The following is a 14,403-nucleotide window of genomic DNA, read 5'->3' as shown; positions in this document are numbered from 1 at the left end:
TACTAGGGGTAACCAGGTCTCGTGCGGGATACAGAACAAGCCAGCGAAATGCGGGACGGTGATGTCGTTCTCGGGGATGATTGGGTCATCCCGCAGGATCCCGAGTCAGCCGAACTTCGGCATGCACGCCGCCGTCGCGGCCTGTTTACTATGCGCGGCTCGCCGCTTGCGCGCAAGATCATCACGCTCAACCTGATCGCGTTGGTGACGCTGGTTACCGGGTTGCTGTATCTGGACGATTCCCGTGATGAGCAGGTTCAACAGACCGCGCGCAATCTGATCGGGGATGCGCAACTGGTCAGCAACGTGTTCGAAGCACAGCTGCGCCAGACAGCGTCCGGCCTGTCGCAGGATGCCGGCGCCCTTGACGTAAAGGACACGCTTGAGGGGCTCACCCTGCCCGAAGGGGGCGAAGTCTTTGTCTATGACGCACGGGGAACTCTGATTGGATGGGCGCGCGGCGCGGCATCCGAGCAGGCGTTATTGGCGTCCGAGTCTGAGGTGCAAACCGGCAGTACTTTGATCAGCGATGCCTTGAACGCCGTGTGGAAGGGTTTGTCGCGCGTGTTCACCGACACGGAAACCAACGAAGCGCCTACACTGGCGCAACGGGTTCAGACCATCGTACCCGGCGCGCTTCAGGGGCAGATGCAGGTGCAGGCCGTCAAAGATGACTTTGGCGAAACGGTCATCGTTGCAGCCGCCCCAATTCTGCAGGATGGCGTCGCCGTAGGCGCGGTTGCCATGGCCGGTCCATCCGGAGAGATTGACGCCCTCGCCCGCCGCGAGCAGGAGCGTATCCTTCAGATGTTTGTTGTCGCGCTTCTTGTGTCGATCGGACTTAGCCTTGTTCTCGCCTCAACCATCGCAAACCCGTTGGCCGATCTGGCTGCGGCCGCCGAACTGGGCAAGGACCGGGGCGCCGGCGTGAATCCTGGCCGCATCCGTATCCCTGACCTGACCGCACGTCCGGATGAAATCGGTCTGCTCAGCCGCGCGCTGAGGGGCATGGTGACCGCGCTGTACAACAGAATTGACGCAAACGAACAGTTCGCCGCCGATGTCGCGCACGAGATCAAGAACCCTCTGGCCAGCCTTCAGTCTGCCGTGGGCACGTTACGAATGGTCAAACGCGATGACCAACGTGAAAAGCTTATGGGTGTGATCGAACACGACGTTCGCCGTCTGGACCGTCTGGTCAGCGATATCTCGAACGCGTCCCGTCTGGATGCCGAACTCGTCAAGGAAGAAGAACAGCCCTTTGATCTGGTAAAGCTGGTTGGCAGTATCAGCCAGTATCTGGGTGAAGATGCACGGGCAAAGGGCATCGACTATGTGACCGATCTGCCGGCCAACCCGATCATTATCAACGGGCTGGAGGCGCGTCTGGCGCAGGTCTTTGTCAACCTGATCACCAATGCCACTTCGTTCTGCGAGGAAGGCGATGCGATCCGAGTCTGGGTCCGGCGGCGCGAAAACCGCGTGCTGGTCGTGGTCGAGGACACCGGCCCTGGTATTCCGGAACAGGCCCTGACCAAGGTCTTCAAAAGGTTCTATTCTGAGCGACCTGCCGAACACTTTGGAAACAACTCAGGCCTTGGCTTGGCGATTTCAAAACAGATTGTTGAGGCACATAGCGGTGTGATCTGGGCCGAAAACATCCGCCCAACCGACGCCGACATCACCTCGGACCCGCTAGGCGCGCGCTTTGTAGTTGGCTTGCCCGTGTAAATCATGAGCGCCCCGTCAATCTATGATCTGAAAAAACAGGACAGTGCTATTATCCACGCCAGCTGTGTGGCTGTTGGCGGGCGCGGCTTGCTGATTGTTGGCGCGTCGGGGGCGGGAAAATCCGCGCTGGTTTTGCAGATGATGGCACTAGGCGCCGAACTTGTCGGTGACGACCGCGTGGCTTTACGCAATAGCGGCGGTGAAGTGACAGCTGATGCGGCCCCAAATATCCGCGGCGTTGTTGAGGCCCGCGGTATCGGATTGTTACGCGCGCCACCCGTAGGACCAGTGGGGTTGCGCTATGTGGTGGATATGGAGCAGCGGGAAGAAGCACGTTTGCCAGATCCGATCTCGATCCGAGCCCTGGGGCAAACTATCCCCTTGCTTCGCGGTAGCGGCGTCCCCAACTTGGCTTCGGCATTGATGCAACTGATGAAAATGGGGCGCGTGAACCCGGAATGGCCCAGCAAATGAAACAACAGCGGCGGATCGTTTTGATCACCGGCCCTTCGGGTGCTGGGCGGACAACGGCGATCCGTGTGCTTGAAGATTTGGGGTTCGAGGCCATCGACAATTTGCCGATGGGCCTTTTGATGCGCTTGTTGGACGGTCCGGAAAACGATCGGCCCATGGCGTTGGGCATCGATGCCCGAAATCGCGATTTCTCGACCATCGGGTTTATTGATCTTGTTATGCGGCTGCGGCGGACCGAGCAGGTCGAGCTGACGGTTCTCTATTTGGATTGCCGAAACGAAGTGCTGCTGCGGCGGTTTTCGGAAACCCGAAGACGCCATCCCGTTGCGGCCGATGCAGGCCCTGAAGCCGGTGTGCTGCAGGAAAAAGAGCTGTTGGCCCCGATCCGAGAAATTGCGGACATTCTGATCGACACCAGCCAGATTAACGTTCACCAGCTACGCAAGGAAGTCGAGCATTGGTTCGCTCCGGAAGGCGGCCGACATCTGGCGGTATCCATCGAGTCTTTTTCATACAAGCGCGGCTTGCCGCATGGGTTGGACATGGTTTTTGACTGCAGGTTTCTGGCCAACCCATACTGGCGTCCGGAATTGCGGGCCAAGGATGGTCGAAACCCGGACGTGGCGCGCTATGTTCAGTCTGACACGAATTACGCGCCGTTTTTCGACCGCGTTGTCGATCTGCTGAAATTGTTACTGCCCGCCTACCGCGCCGAAGGCAAAGCGCACCTCTCGGTGGCCTTCGGGTGTACCGGAGGGCAACACAGATCGGTCGCAACTGCAGAAGCGGTCGCAAAGGCCCTTGCACAGGAGGGGCAGCAAGTGGCAATTAGACACCGCGAAATGGAACGTCGATCGTTGAATGAGAGGCTGGATTGATCGGGATCGTACTCGTAGCACATGGCGGGCTGGCTCAGGAATATCTGGCCGCAATGCAGCATGTTGTCGGAAATCAACCGGGCCTGGCCGCAATCTCGATTGAGGCTGACCACGACCGGGAAGCCAAGCAGTCAGAAATCTGCACCGCCGCTGACGGTGTGGATGTCGGCGATGGTGTGGTTGTTGTCACGGATCTGTTTGGCGGCAGCCCGTCGAATCTGAGTCTGAAAGCCTGCGCACCGCAGGATCGGCGTATTCTTTACGGTGCAAATCTGCCTATGCTGATAAAATTGGCCAAAAGTCGCCACTTGCCGATCGGGGATGCGGTCCGGCGGGCGATGGAGGCTGGACGTAAATATATCAATGCGCAAAACGTGACGTTGGATTAAGACCGGATTGATTAAGAATGACCAACCGAAGCTTGAAAATAATAAATGAAAAAGGCCTGCACGCCCGCGCCTCGGCTAAGCTGGTCGAAGTGGTCGAGGGGTTTGACGCGCAGGCAGAGGTGTCCAAAGACGGGCTTTCTGCATCAGGGGACAGCATCATGGGTCTTTTGATGTTGGCAGCGTCTCGCGGAACGACTATTGACGTCGAGACGTCCGGACCGGATGCTGAGGCGTTGGCGGATGCATTGGAAACCCTTGTGAACGGAAAGTTCGGGGAAGGGTTCTGATCCTGCCAGTCGCGATACGAAGAACGGGAAAACCAGGAATTGGCGCAAACGACGCACGAAACCAAGACAGGCCCGGTGGTGGACGGGACGGAAGATCAGGGCGAAATCTATGATCGCAGAACCCTGACCTATGCGAATTCCTTCGACGATGCCTGGACGTCTACAGCCATCCGCGCCATTGAATGGTGTACGGGCAAGCTGACTATCCTGCGGATGGTCAATAAGTTCGAAAAAAAGAACGAATACTATCGTGGTCAAAGGTTCTGGGGCGGTGCGCTTGAGGTTATGGGAATCAACCTGACCACGCCGCAGGACCAATATGCAAATATCCCGAAAGAAGGGCCTGTGATCGTCGTGGCCAATCACCCGCATGGCATGGTCGACGGCATGATACTGGCCGAACTGATCGGGCAGGTTCGCAATGACTACCGAATCCTGACCCGCTCGGTCCTGACTGGATTGGACGAGGCCGCGACCTCGTTCATGATCCCGGTTCCTTTTCCACACGACCCCGAAGCGCAAGCCAAAATGCTTGAGATGCGCGGCAAGGCGATGGAACACCTGAAGGAAGGTGGCGTTGTTGCTTTGTTCCCGTCAGGTGTGGTGATGTCCTCGGACGACTGGTTCGGTCCTGCGCAAGAGCAGGAATGGAATGTGTTTACCGCCAAGATGATCCGCCGATCCGGCGCGCAGGTGGTCCCGATTTTCTTCCCCGGCAGCAATTCGCGCGCCTATCAGATTGCCAACAAGTTGTCGTCGATCCTACGACAGGGGCTGCTGTTGCATGAGATCGTCCGCTCGTGCAACAAACCGCAATCTCCAGTGATTGGCGAGCCGATTTCGGTCGAGGATATGAAGCTGCTGGAAAGTGATCCGCGCGGTTTCATGGCGTGGCTCAGAAAGCGCACAATGGCGCTTGGTAAATCACGCAATCCCTGATCCGCTCTTCATCTGGCAAAAATATCCCGGGGGTGAGCCCGGATGAAATCCGGGCGAGGGGGCGGCCCCCTCTAGCGCGTTGGGACCGGTGTTTCACCTCTGTAGTCATAAAACCCGCGTTCGGTCTTGCGGCCCAACCAACCGGCTTCGACGTATTTCGTCAACAGTGGGCAGGGCCGGTACTTGGTGTCTGCCAATCCATCATGCAACACGTTCATGATCGCCAGACAAGTGTCCAGCCCAATGAAATCAGCCAGCTCCAGCGGTCCCATCGGGTGGTTTGCACCCAGTCGCATCGATTGGTCAATCGACTGAACGCTGCCGACCCCTTCGTAAAGGGTGTAAACGGCCTCATTGATCATCGGCATCAGGATGCGGTTCACGATGAAGGCTGGAAAGTCTTCCGCGCTTGCTGCGGTTTTTCCAAGCCGGTCCACAACCGCTTTACACGATTTGAACGTCTCTTCATCCGTGGCAATCCCCCGGATCAACTCGACCAGCTGCATCACGGGCACCGGGTTCATAAAGTGGAACCCCATGAAGCGTTCCGGCCGATCCGTTCGGCTGGCCAGGCGGGTAATCGAGATTGAGGACGTGTTGGATGTCAGAATCGTATGGGGCAGAAGATGCGGCTGCAGGTCTTCGAAAATCGCCTGTTTGATTGCTTCCCGCTCGGTTGCAGCTTCGATCACCAGATCGGTCTGACCCAACTGGGGCAGCTCCAACGTCGTGTTGATCCGGCTCAGCGTGGCTTGCATCAGTTCGTCCGAGATTTTGCCTTTTGATGCCTGTCGGGCCAGATTGCCCTCAATCGTCGCCACGGCGCTGTCCAGCGCGTCCTGCGAGACATCGTTCAGCAGAACGTCATACTCTGCCAGCGCCAGAACATGAGCAATGCCATTGCCCATCTGACCTGCGCCAATCACTCCGACCGATTTTACATCCATGTTCAGGTGCCTTTGTGCCTCGGGATACGGCGACAGTATCGACAGATCGGGGCGGGCGGCAAGGGGATCCGACCGTTCGATTTTGCTTCAAATGCGCACATTAGGATTTTCTCAAGACTTGCGGTTGCAAGATGGCAACCGGGTGAAAAAATGGGTGAGTGATATGAGCTATCATCAAACAGGCTCGGGGGGACCCGGGCATGAGGTATGCCAATATGACGGATCGCGGCTGTGGTTTCGCGGTGCTCGGCGTATTCTGGATCAACCTTACGCAGCTTGCGTTGGCGGGGATGAGACATTTGGGCGATTCGTCGACCGACCATTCTCAGCTATTCTCGAAGACGGGCTTGAAAGGCGGGTTCTGAACTTTGGATGCCTGTTCAGCGGCGTCGATGCGCTGAGCGATGACAGGGGGTTGTGCGATTTGCTAAGAGGCGCAGATCTGTGCGTCATGCAGGTGCCAGGGCTTCTTGGACAGTCCAACCTTTTTTATCGCGTTCATTCCAGGCGCAATGACCGGTTTCTGGCGCCAACGAAGGATTTGATCAGCCTTTATCCCGAAATCGACTTCACCGAGGTTCATTTCGTGCGCCACCTGATGACCTGCCTGCAAAAGGTTCGCGACGCGCGCATCGAAGTTGTTCTGGACGAATTGCGCCAAAACTGGGTTCGGAAGATCGGTAAATTTCTTCAAGGCCTGGAAACCCCGGTGATCCTCTTGCGGCTGCAGGTCCTTCGAGGCGAACAGAGCGCGCATCATATTGACAGCGCTGATGTCGGCGTAACGGATCAGATGATCAAAACCGTTGGCAAACCCTGCGCGGATATCGTCGACGTCAAAACACATGTGTGCGGCCAGTCTGACGAGATTGAGGACATGTTGTTCGGCACACTGCAACAGCCGATGGCAGAGCACATGATTGGCCCAGCTGCCCATCGGACAATTGCGGCAGCTTTGATGGGGCCCATTCGCAATCTGCATTAAAAAAGGCCCACCAATTGGCGGGCCTTTCCAAATTTCGCGATGAAATAGCTAAGCTAGCGGTTAGCCGAGTTTTTCGGTCAGTTCAGGCACGGCCTGGAACAGATCTGCAACCAGTCCGAAATCCGCAACCTGGAAGATCGGCGCCTCTTCGTCTTTGTTGATCGCAACGATGACTTTCGAGTCTTTCATACCAGCCAAGTGCTGAATCGCGCCCGAGATGCCGATCGCGACATACAGATCGGGTGCAACAACCTTACCGGTCTGACCCACTTGCCAGTCGTTCGGGGCATAACCCGAGTCCACGGCGGCGCGCGATGCGCCAACAGCGGCGCCCAGCTTGTCAGCCAGACCTTCGATCAGTTTGAAGTCCTCTTCCGAGCCGACACCACGGCCGCCCGAGACAACAACGCCAGCCGAGGTCAGTTCCGGACGGTCGCTCGCGGCAACCTTGTCCTCGACCCACGACGACAGACCTGGGTTGTCGCCGACCGAGATGGTCTCAACCGCAGCCGAGCCACCTTCGCCAGCCGCGTCAAAGGACGCGGTACGGAAGGTGACGACTTTTTTGGCATCGTGTGATTTTACGGTCTGGATCGCGTTGCCCGCATAGATCGGACGCTCAAACGTCGAGCCGTCAACCACGCCAGATGCATCCGAGATCACCATCGCGTCCAGCAGGGCTGCAACGCGCGGCATCACGTTCTTGGCGTCAGTGGTGGCAGGGGCAACGATGTGCTCATAACCATCAGCCAGACCCACGATCAGCGCTGCGGTTGCTTCCGCCAGGCGGTGGCCCAGCGATGCGTCTTCGGCAACCAGTACCTTGGACACACCGTCGATCTTGGCGGCGGCTTCACCGGCAGCAGCGGCAGAACCGCCCGCGGCCAAAACGGTGATGTCACCCAGTGCCTTTGCGGCCGTGACAGCTTTGGCGGTGGCGTCCATCGCCAGTTCGCCGTTGTTGACTTCTGCGAGAAGAAGAACAGCCATTACACAGCCCCCGCTTCTTTGAGTTTCTCGACCAGCTCATCAACCGAGCCGACGACGATACCAGCAGCACGTGCCGGCGGCTCTTCGGTTTTGACAACTTCCAGACGCGGGGTGACGTCGACGCCGTAATCGGCGGCGGTTTTCTCGTCCAGCGGCTTTTTCTTCGCCTTCATGATGTTCGGCAGAGACGCATAGCGCGGCTCGTTCAAGCGCAGGTCAACAGTGACGATGGTCGGCATCTTGACGCTGATGGTCTGCAGGCCGCCGTCAACTTCACGGGTGATTTTGGCGCTGTCGCCCTCGATGTCCAGCTCGGACGCGAAGGTGCCTTGCGACCAACCCAGCAGGGCCGACAGCATCTGACCGGTAGCGTTCATGTCGTTGTCGATCGCTTGCTTACCAGCCAAAACGATGCCGGGTTGCTCTTCCTCGACCACTTTGGCCAGGATCTTGGCAACGGCCAGCGGTTCGATGTCTTGATGGACGTCATCGGCGGCAACAACCAGAATGGCGCGGTCAGCGCCCATGGCCAGTGCGGTGCGCAGGGTTTCCTGCGATTGCTTGACGCCAATCGAAACCGCAACGATTTCGTCAGCCTTGCCTGCTTCTTTCAGGCGAATCGCTTCTTCCACAGCGATTTCGTCGAACGGGTTCATCGACATTTTGACATTGGCGAGATCAACACCGCTACCGTCCGCTTTCACGCGAACTTTCACATTATAGTCAATCACGCGTTTGACAGGCACGAGTACCTTCATTTTGCGCTTGCTCCTCACAAAAAACGGTAAGCCGCGAAGCGACTCCACCAATGCTCTCGGGGGACTGAATAGCGTCTCAGTTCACGCTGCAACAGGGCAAAATCGTCACGTCATGAACTTGAGACGTCGCGTTTCATGTATTTTGACGCAACGGCGTGAAATTTTATTGCTTTGGTGGCCGGTGCCAGAGCTTTGGGCCCCACCCGTTTGGCTGGGGTTTTGCTTTGTTGGTCGCTGCAGGGTTCGCCGGATCCCGCGCCAACTTCAGCGGTTTGCGCCCGGAACCCACAAAACGTCCGCAGTGCCGTTTTCGTTGGCGCAGCGGGCGGCAACAAAAAACCAGTCGCTCAGGCGGTTGAGGTATTTCACCGCGACTGCATTCACGGGTTCCATGTTGGTCAGCTCGACCGCAAGGCGTTCGGCGCGGCGGGACACGGTTCTGCAGACATGTAGATTCGCTGCCAGACGCGACCCGCCGGGCAAGATGAAGCTGCGCAGCGGCTCTAGCGTTTCGTTCATCACGTCAATCTCGGCTTCCAGCCGATCAATCTGAGACGCTACGATGCGCAGGGGCGGGTAATCGGCCTCGGCGTCTTTTTCCATGTCGGGGCGACAGAAATCCGCGCCCAGATCGAATAGGTCGTTCTGAATGCGCGCCAGCGCGGCATCGACATCGCCTTCCGCCTCGGTCCGGGCAACGCCAACAAAAGCGTTCAGTTCGTCAACGGTCCCATACGCGGCCACGCGACCAGAATACTTGGCGACACGTTCGCCGTTACCCAGCGCAGTTTTTCCATCATCGCCGGTACGCGTGTAGATTTTGTTCAGAACGACCATTTATTGAACTCCTTGTCCGCGCAGGTAGACGTAGAGCACGATCAGCACCACAGCAATGAATTGGAACAGGATGCGAAGACGCATCATTTTGTTGCTTTTCATGGCAGCAGCTTTGCCGCTTTTGCCGAAATTGGAGATGCCGATCGCCAGCACGACGACGACCGCCGCCATGGCCAACAGCAAAATGACCATCAAAAGGTCCATAAGCACACCGTCCGCGTTTCTTGTTTCGTTTGGCTATCATCTTGTTTCGTTTGGCTATCATCTAGCCTCATGTACATGAAAAGCGAACGGGTAATTTCGCCTCAGACGTCCGACAGAATGCGGTCGATGGTGCGGGTGGGCAAAAGGCGGCGCAGATACCCGGCGATATAGGTTGGCGTGGTCACATAGTAGCGTGCGCGCGGCCTTTTTGATTCAACCGCATGTGCCAGCTTGTCGGTCACCGCTGACGCAGGCAATTCGAAACGATCCGGGCCTGAGGATTCGTACAGTCTTTTCAACAGTGAAGCCTCGTATTTTTCGCGCAGGGCCGAGTTCTCCCAGTTGATGAAACGCTCGAAAAAGGGGATCGAATTCTCGCGGATTTTCGACGTGATTGGGCCGGGTTCGATCAGGATGGCCTTGATATTCGTTCCGGCTAGTTCCAGACGCAGCGTGTCGGTAAGACCTTCAATGGCATACTTTGTGGCGACATATGCGCCGCGCCATGGGAAGGCCACCAGGCCCAGAACCGACGAATTCTGAACGATTCGCCCGTGCCCCTGCGCGCGCATGACCGGAATCACCAGTCGGGTGAGTTCATGCCAGCCAAAGAAGTTGGCCTCGAATATCACCCGGAGTCCTTCGGTCGGCAGATCTTCAACTGCGCCGGGCAAGCCGTGCGCTCCGTTGTTGAATAGCGCATCCAGCGTACCTCCGGTGGCCTCAAGCACTTCGGTCAGGCCCGAGGCGATACTTGCGGCGTCGGTATAGTCGATGCGTGGGCTTTCAAAGCCTTGCGCGCGCAGCCGGTCGCAATCGCGCTGCTGGCGGCAGGATGCAAAGACACGCCAACCGCGTGCACGCATACCGTGTGCCGCGTCCAGACCGATGCCGGATGAGCAGCCGGTGATAAGAATGGTTTTCTGCATGATCTTCCTGACCTTCAATTCAGGCCAAAGCTATTGCGAGGTGAGGGTCAGGACAATGACGGTGCAGCGTCAGTTTTGAATTTTTCGAACCAGTGAGGCGGAAATCCAACCGACCTGTTGCGCGGGCAACACGCGCAGGCGCAGCCAGCCGGTTCCGGAATCGCTCAGCACTTCGACCTTTTGTCCGATGGCTGCTTTGCCGACAATTGGGTATATGGTGCCCGGCCCATCGCGCATGTTCACCCGCGTTCCCGAGATTTCGCGGATGTCTTTTTCAGGTTCAGGAATCGCCGCGGCCTCTGATGTTTCCGGCAGGGGCGCATCATCGGTCTGACGCAATCCCGCTACGCCGTCTTCCAGCGAAGCAAGCGTGATGTTTGCGCTCTGATCGTCGAACACCGAGATGCCGTGCAGAGACTGAAGGCTGGCTGGTTCGGCCACGATCTGCACGATCTCTTCGGTTTCAGGTTGGGGTTGTGCACGCACAGTCGGAGTCCGTACGGCCACACTGGTCACAAGTTCTTCTACCCGGGTATGTGCTACCTCCGCAGGTTGGGATTCAGAGGCAACGCTCACAGGTTGATCGCTCCGCAAGCCGCGCGGCTCGAAATCTGGTCCGCCGCTCATAACGTAAAAACACCAGCCAAGTGCGGTGAAAGTCAAAATAATAAGGCGCGTCATGGCGCATCCCCCAGGTCAATCGTTAGGTACAAGAAATCGGCAGCAGTCTAATGAAGACAGCCTACCATATTTCGCGGTCCGAGTCGAAAACCGGGGGAATTCCGGGACTTGGCTCCCCCTGTTGCAAAAAGCGCGACTTGTCCCCAGCAAAATCTAAGCTGATTGCTTTACCAGCGCGCGCTTGCGGCGTATCACATCATATATGAACGATACGATCGACGACCCCAATATGGAGGCCCCCGACAATGGGGGCGAGATAGCTGAACCGCTGCGCCGCGCGATTGGCGAACGCTATCTGACCTATGCGCTGTCCACCATCATGCACCGGGCATTGCCTGATGCGCGCGATGGGCTGAAGCCTGTGCACAGGCGAATCCTCTATGCGATGCGCGAGCTTCGACTCAGCGCAACGGGCGGGTTCCGTAAATCCGCGAAGATTTCCGGCGACGTGATGGGTAACTATCACCCGCATGGCGACGCCGCGATCTACGACGCGATGGCGCGTTTGGCGCAGGATTTCAACGTTCGCTACCCGCTGGTCGACGGGCAGGGCAACTTTGGCAACATCGACGGTGATAACCCGGCGGCCTCACGTTACACCGAGGCGCGGATGACCATCGTGGCCGAAGCGTTGCTTGAAGGGCTGAACGAAGACGCCGTCGATTTCCGCGACAACTATGATGGCACGCTGTCCGAGCCGGTCGTACTGCCGGCGCAGTTTCCGAACCTGCTGGCCAATGGGTCAAGCGGGATCGCGGTGGGAATGGCGACGAACATCCCGCCCCACAATATTGCCGAGCTGTGCGATGCCTGTCTGCATCTGATCAAGGTGCCGGATGCCCGCGATGACACGTTGCTGAACTATGTGCCGGGTCCGGACTTCCCGACCGGTGGCATTATCGTCGAGCCACCTGAGAACATTGCGCAGGCCTATCGCACCGGGCGCGGATCGTTCCGCCTGCGATGCAAATACGAGGTCGAAGATCTGGGTCGCGGCCAGTGGCAGATCATTGTCACCGAGATCCCTTATCAAGTTCAGAAATCCAAGCTGATCGAAAAGATCGCGGAACTGATCCAGACCAAGAAAATCCCGATCCTTGCCGACATACGCGACGAATCTGCCGATGACATCCGCCTGATCCTCGAACCGCGCTCCAAGAACGTGGACCCCGAGGTTTTGATGGGCATGCTCTACCGCAGCTCGGACCTTGAGGTGCGATTCAGTCTGAACATGAACGTGCTGATCGACGGGGTGACGCCCAAGGTCTGCTCGATGAAGGAAGTGCTGCGGGCCTTCCTGGATCACAGGCAAGAGGTACTGCTGCGCCGTTCGCGTCACCGTATGGCCAAGATCGACCACCGGTTGGAGGTCTTGGAGGGCTTTATCGTCGCCTTCCTGAACCTGGATCGTGTGATCGACATCATCCGCTACGACGACGATCCCAAGGCCGCGCTGATGCGTGAGGATTGGGGCATCGACCATATCCGCGCCACCAGCGAGGCTGACTATGTCTCGCCCAAGCCGGGCGAGGGTGAATTGTCTGAGGTTCAGGTCGATGCGATCCTCAACATGCGCCTGCGCAGCTTGCGCCGTCTGGAAGAGATGGAACTGGTCCGCGAACGTGACGCATTGATGCTGGAACGCGCCAATCTCGAAGACCTGCTGGCTGACCCGGCCCTGCAATGGGCCAAAATCGCCGAGCAATTGAAAGAGACTAAGAAGACCTTTGGTAAAGACTATGAAGGTGGCGCGCGTCGAACCCAATTTGCCGAAGCCGGGCAGGTTGAAGAAGTACCGCTTGAGGCAATGATCGACAAAGAACCGATCACGATTGTCTGCTCTCAGATGGGCTGGATTCGCGCCATGACGGGTCACATCGACCTGAAGCGCGAGTTGAAGTTCAAGGACGGCGACGGCCCGCGTTTCATATTCCACGCCGAGACGACTGACCGCTTGCTGGTGTTTGCCTCGAACGGACGATTCTACACGCTCAGCGCCGCCAATCTGCCGGGCGGACGCGGTATGGGCGAACCGCTGCGCCTGATGGTCGACTTGCCGAACGAGGCGCAGATCATCGACATCCTGATCCACAAACCAGGGCGCAAGCTGTTGGTGGCGTCAGACGCGGGCAACGGGTTTATGGTGCCCGAAGATGACGTGCTGGCCCAGACCCGCAACGGTAAGCAGGTGCTGAACGTCAAAGCCGATGAGACGGCGATGATTTGTAAGCCAATTTCGGGCGACCACGTCGCGGTTGTGTCGCAGAACGGCAAGTTCTTGGTGTTCCCAGTGGAAGAGCTGCCCGAAATGGGGCGCGGTAAGGGCGTACGCCTGCAAAAGTACAATATGGCGCGCGGCCGACAGGGGACACTGGAACTGGATGGTGGCCTGTCCGACATCACGACCTTCAACTGGGAAGAGGGGTTGAGGTGGTCCATGGGTGGTGACAAAACGCGGCACGAGGCGGACATGTCACAGTGGCTGGCCAAACGGGCCAGCGTTGGGAAAAAAGCGCCTTATGGTTTCCCACGCGACTATAAATTTTCGTGAGTAAGCGCGCTGGCAAGTGGATTTCTGCCGATACGGCTTGGCACAAGCCGTATCGTTGCGCTAGATCAAAGAAAAACAGGCATATCGAGACGAGAACATGTTGCGAGCTTTGACCCTGATTACCGGACTGGCCCTGATGGGCGCGTGTACGCAGACACAGGTTTACGAAGAGCCTGAGTCGCTGGGCGAATTCAAATTGCGCGTGAATTATGCCTTTGCCGAGAAGGCCCGGAAGGGGCCGGTGTCGCGGGAAGCGACGCCTAAAGAGTGGGAAGACGCCATTCAGAACGCCGTGAATATTCGGCTTGGCCGGTATGAGGGTGCCCAGGAATACGACATAGGAATCAGTCTTGAAGGGTTCATGCTGGCTCCTCCGGGTGTGCCGGTGATCTACAATCCCAAAAGCACGGCAATCGTTCTGGTGAATGTTTACGATGTGCGCAAAAAAGAGTTTCTGGCCAAAGGCAAACAGTTCCAGGTTCTTGAAGACACGACCGGTGAAAGCGCTCTTACGGGATCTGGGCATACCCGCACCAGAGAAGAGCAAATGGACGGATTGGCGCTCAAGGTTGCCGATCGTGTCGAGGAATGGCTGGCCGAGGAACACAAGGACAACGGCTGGTTTGACCGGCGTCCCGACCTGATCCAGCCGTTGGAATCCGTCGAGGTCACGCAAAATCCGGCGTCTTAACCAGCTTTTCACGCAGGATGTGCTTGATTTTCTCCTTTGAACCCAATATCTCGCGCGCGCAGATGTAACCACGGGACCACGGGTCCCCCCAATCGCAAAAGGGCGCCTGAGGAATGGCAAAGGAAAAGTTTG

General features: G+C 57.6%; 16 protein-coding genes. 9 read left to right on the top strand and 7 right to left on the bottom strand.

Annotated elements, in window-relative coordinates; translation table 11 throughout:
- Positions 1–21 precede the first annotated feature (21 nt).
- The 6 genes from DS906_RS16965 to DS906_RS16940 are packed head-to-tail and all read left to right on the top strand — an operon-like array spanning position 22 to position 4,698.
- Positions 22–1,731, top strand: a complete 1,710-nt coding sequence (locus DS906_RS16965) for a sensor histidine kinase (RefSeq protein WP_113791302.1) — start codon at positions 22–24, stop codon at positions 1,729–1,731.
- 3 nt (positions 1,732–1,734) lie between these two features.
- Positions 1,735–2,205, top strand: coding sequence for an HPr kinase/phosphorylase (locus tag DS906_RS16960; RefSeq protein ID WP_113791301.1), 471 nt, complete (start codon positions 1,735–1,737; stop codon positions 2,203–2,205).
- Complete coding sequence (gene rapZ / locus DS906_RS16955; protein ID WP_233494827.1) at positions 2,190–3,083, top strand: RNase adapter RapZ; 894 nt, start codon at positions 2,190–2,192, stop codon at positions 3,081–3,083. The genes DS906_RS16960 and rapZ overlap by 16 nt, the downstream gene beginning before the upstream one ends.
- The gene (locus DS906_RS16950; RefSeq protein ID WP_108861263.1) at positions 3,080–3,472 is read left to right on the top strand and encodes a PTS sugar transporter subunit IIA; all 393 of its coding nucleotides are present in this window, start codon (positions 3,080–3,082) and stop codon (positions 3,470–3,472) included. Before rapZ ends, DS906_RS16950 begins: the two co-directional genes overlap by 4 nt.
- A 17-nt stretch (positions 3,473–3,489) precedes the next feature.
- On the top strand, positions 3,490–3,759 hold the full coding sequence (locus DS906_RS16945; RefSeq protein WP_058273259.1) for an HPr family phosphocarrier protein: 270 nt from the start codon (positions 3,490–3,492) through the stop codon (positions 3,757–3,759).
- Positions 3,760–3,798: 39 nt separating this feature from the next.
- Positions 3,799–4,698, top strand: a complete 900-nt coding sequence (locus tag DS906_RS16940; RefSeq protein WP_113791300.1) for a lysophospholipid acyltransferase family protein — start codon at positions 3,799–3,801, stop codon at positions 4,696–4,698.
- 71 nt (positions 4,699–4,769) lie between these two features.
- Here DS906_RS16940 and DS906_RS16935 read toward each other — a convergent pair whose 3' ends face one another.
- Positions 4,770–5,645 carry a 3-hydroxybutyryl-CoA dehydrogenase gene (locus DS906_RS16935; protein ID WP_113791299.1) on the bottom strand — a complete coding sequence of 292 codons (876 nt, stop codon included), beginning with the start codon at positions 5,643–5,645 and terminating at the stop codon, positions 4,770–4,772.
- A 163-nt stretch (positions 5,646–5,808) separates the two neighbouring features.
- Here DS906_RS16935 and DS906_RS16930 point away from each other — a divergent pair, with 163 nt between their 5' ends.
- Complete coding sequence (locus DS906_RS16930) at positions 5,809–6,630, top strand: DUF6473 family protein (protein WP_233494826.1); 822 nt, start codon at positions 5,809–5,811, stop codon at positions 6,628–6,630.
- Positions 6,631–6,690: 60 nt separating this feature from the next.
- On the opposite strand, the gene DS906_RS16925 is transcribed toward DS906_RS16930, so the two are convergent.
- The 6 genes from DS906_RS16925 to DS906_RS16900 form a co-directional block, all read right to left on the bottom strand.
- Positions 6,691–7,620 (bottom strand): electron transfer flavoprotein subunit alpha/FixB family protein, encoded by a 930-nt coding sequence (locus tag DS906_RS16925; protein ID WP_113791297.1) that lies wholly within the window; start codon positions 7,618–7,620, stop codon positions 6,691–6,693.
- Positions 7,620–8,378, bottom strand: a complete 759-nt coding sequence (locus DS906_RS16920) for an electron transfer flavoprotein subunit beta/FixA family protein (RefSeq protein WP_058278923.1) — start codon at positions 8,376–8,378, stop codon at positions 7,620–7,622. The genes DS906_RS16925 and DS906_RS16920 overlap by 1 nt, the downstream gene beginning before the upstream one ends.
- Positions 8,379–8,642: 264 nt before the next feature.
- The gene (locus DS906_RS16915) at positions 8,643–9,215 is read right to left on the bottom strand and encodes a cob(I)yrinic acid a,c-diamide adenosyltransferase (RefSeq protein ID WP_058278922.1); all 573 of its coding nucleotides are present in this window, start codon (positions 9,213–9,215) and stop codon (positions 8,643–8,645) included.
- Positions 9,216–9,419, bottom strand: a complete 204-nt coding sequence (locus tag DS906_RS16910; protein ID WP_113791296.1) for a twin transmembrane helix small protein — start codon at positions 9,417–9,419, stop codon at positions 9,216–9,218.
- Between the two features lie 101 nt (positions 9,420–9,520).
- Complete coding sequence (locus tag DS906_RS16905) at positions 9,521–10,348, bottom strand: SDR family NAD(P)-dependent oxidoreductase (RefSeq protein WP_113791295.1); 828 nt, start codon at positions 10,346–10,348, stop codon at positions 9,521–9,523.
- A gap of 69 nt (positions 10,349–10,417) precedes the next feature.
- Positions 10,418–10,834 (bottom strand): SH3 domain-containing protein, encoded by a 417-nt coding sequence (locus tag DS906_RS16900; RefSeq protein WP_233494825.1) that lies wholly within the window; start codon positions 10,832–10,834, stop codon positions 10,418–10,420.
- A 397-nt stretch (positions 10,835–11,231) separates the two neighbouring features.
- On the opposite strand from DS906_RS16900, the gene DS906_RS16895 reads away from it, so the two are divergent.
- Positions 11,232–13,580: a DNA topoisomerase IV subunit A gene (locus DS906_RS16895; protein ID WP_113791294.1), complete on the top strand. Its 2,349-nt coding sequence runs from the start codon at positions 11,232–11,234 to the stop codon at positions 13,578–13,580.
- A 97-nt stretch (positions 13,581–13,677) separates the two neighbouring features.
- Positions 13,678–14,271: a hypothetical protein gene (locus tag DS906_RS16890; RefSeq protein WP_113791293.1), complete on the top strand. Its 594-nt coding sequence runs from the start codon at positions 13,678–13,680 to the stop codon at positions 14,269–14,271.
- Positions 14,272–14,403 lie beyond the last annotated feature (132 nt).

The sequence above is a fragment of the Ruegeria sp. A3M17 genome, from assembly GCF_003318255.1.
Lineage (GTDB): Bacteria > Pseudomonadota > Alphaproteobacteria > Rhodobacterales > Rhodobacteraceae > Ruegeria.
The sequence above is the reverse complement of the archived record's forward strand: the minus strand, read 5'-3'. Positions and strand labels throughout refer to the sequence as shown.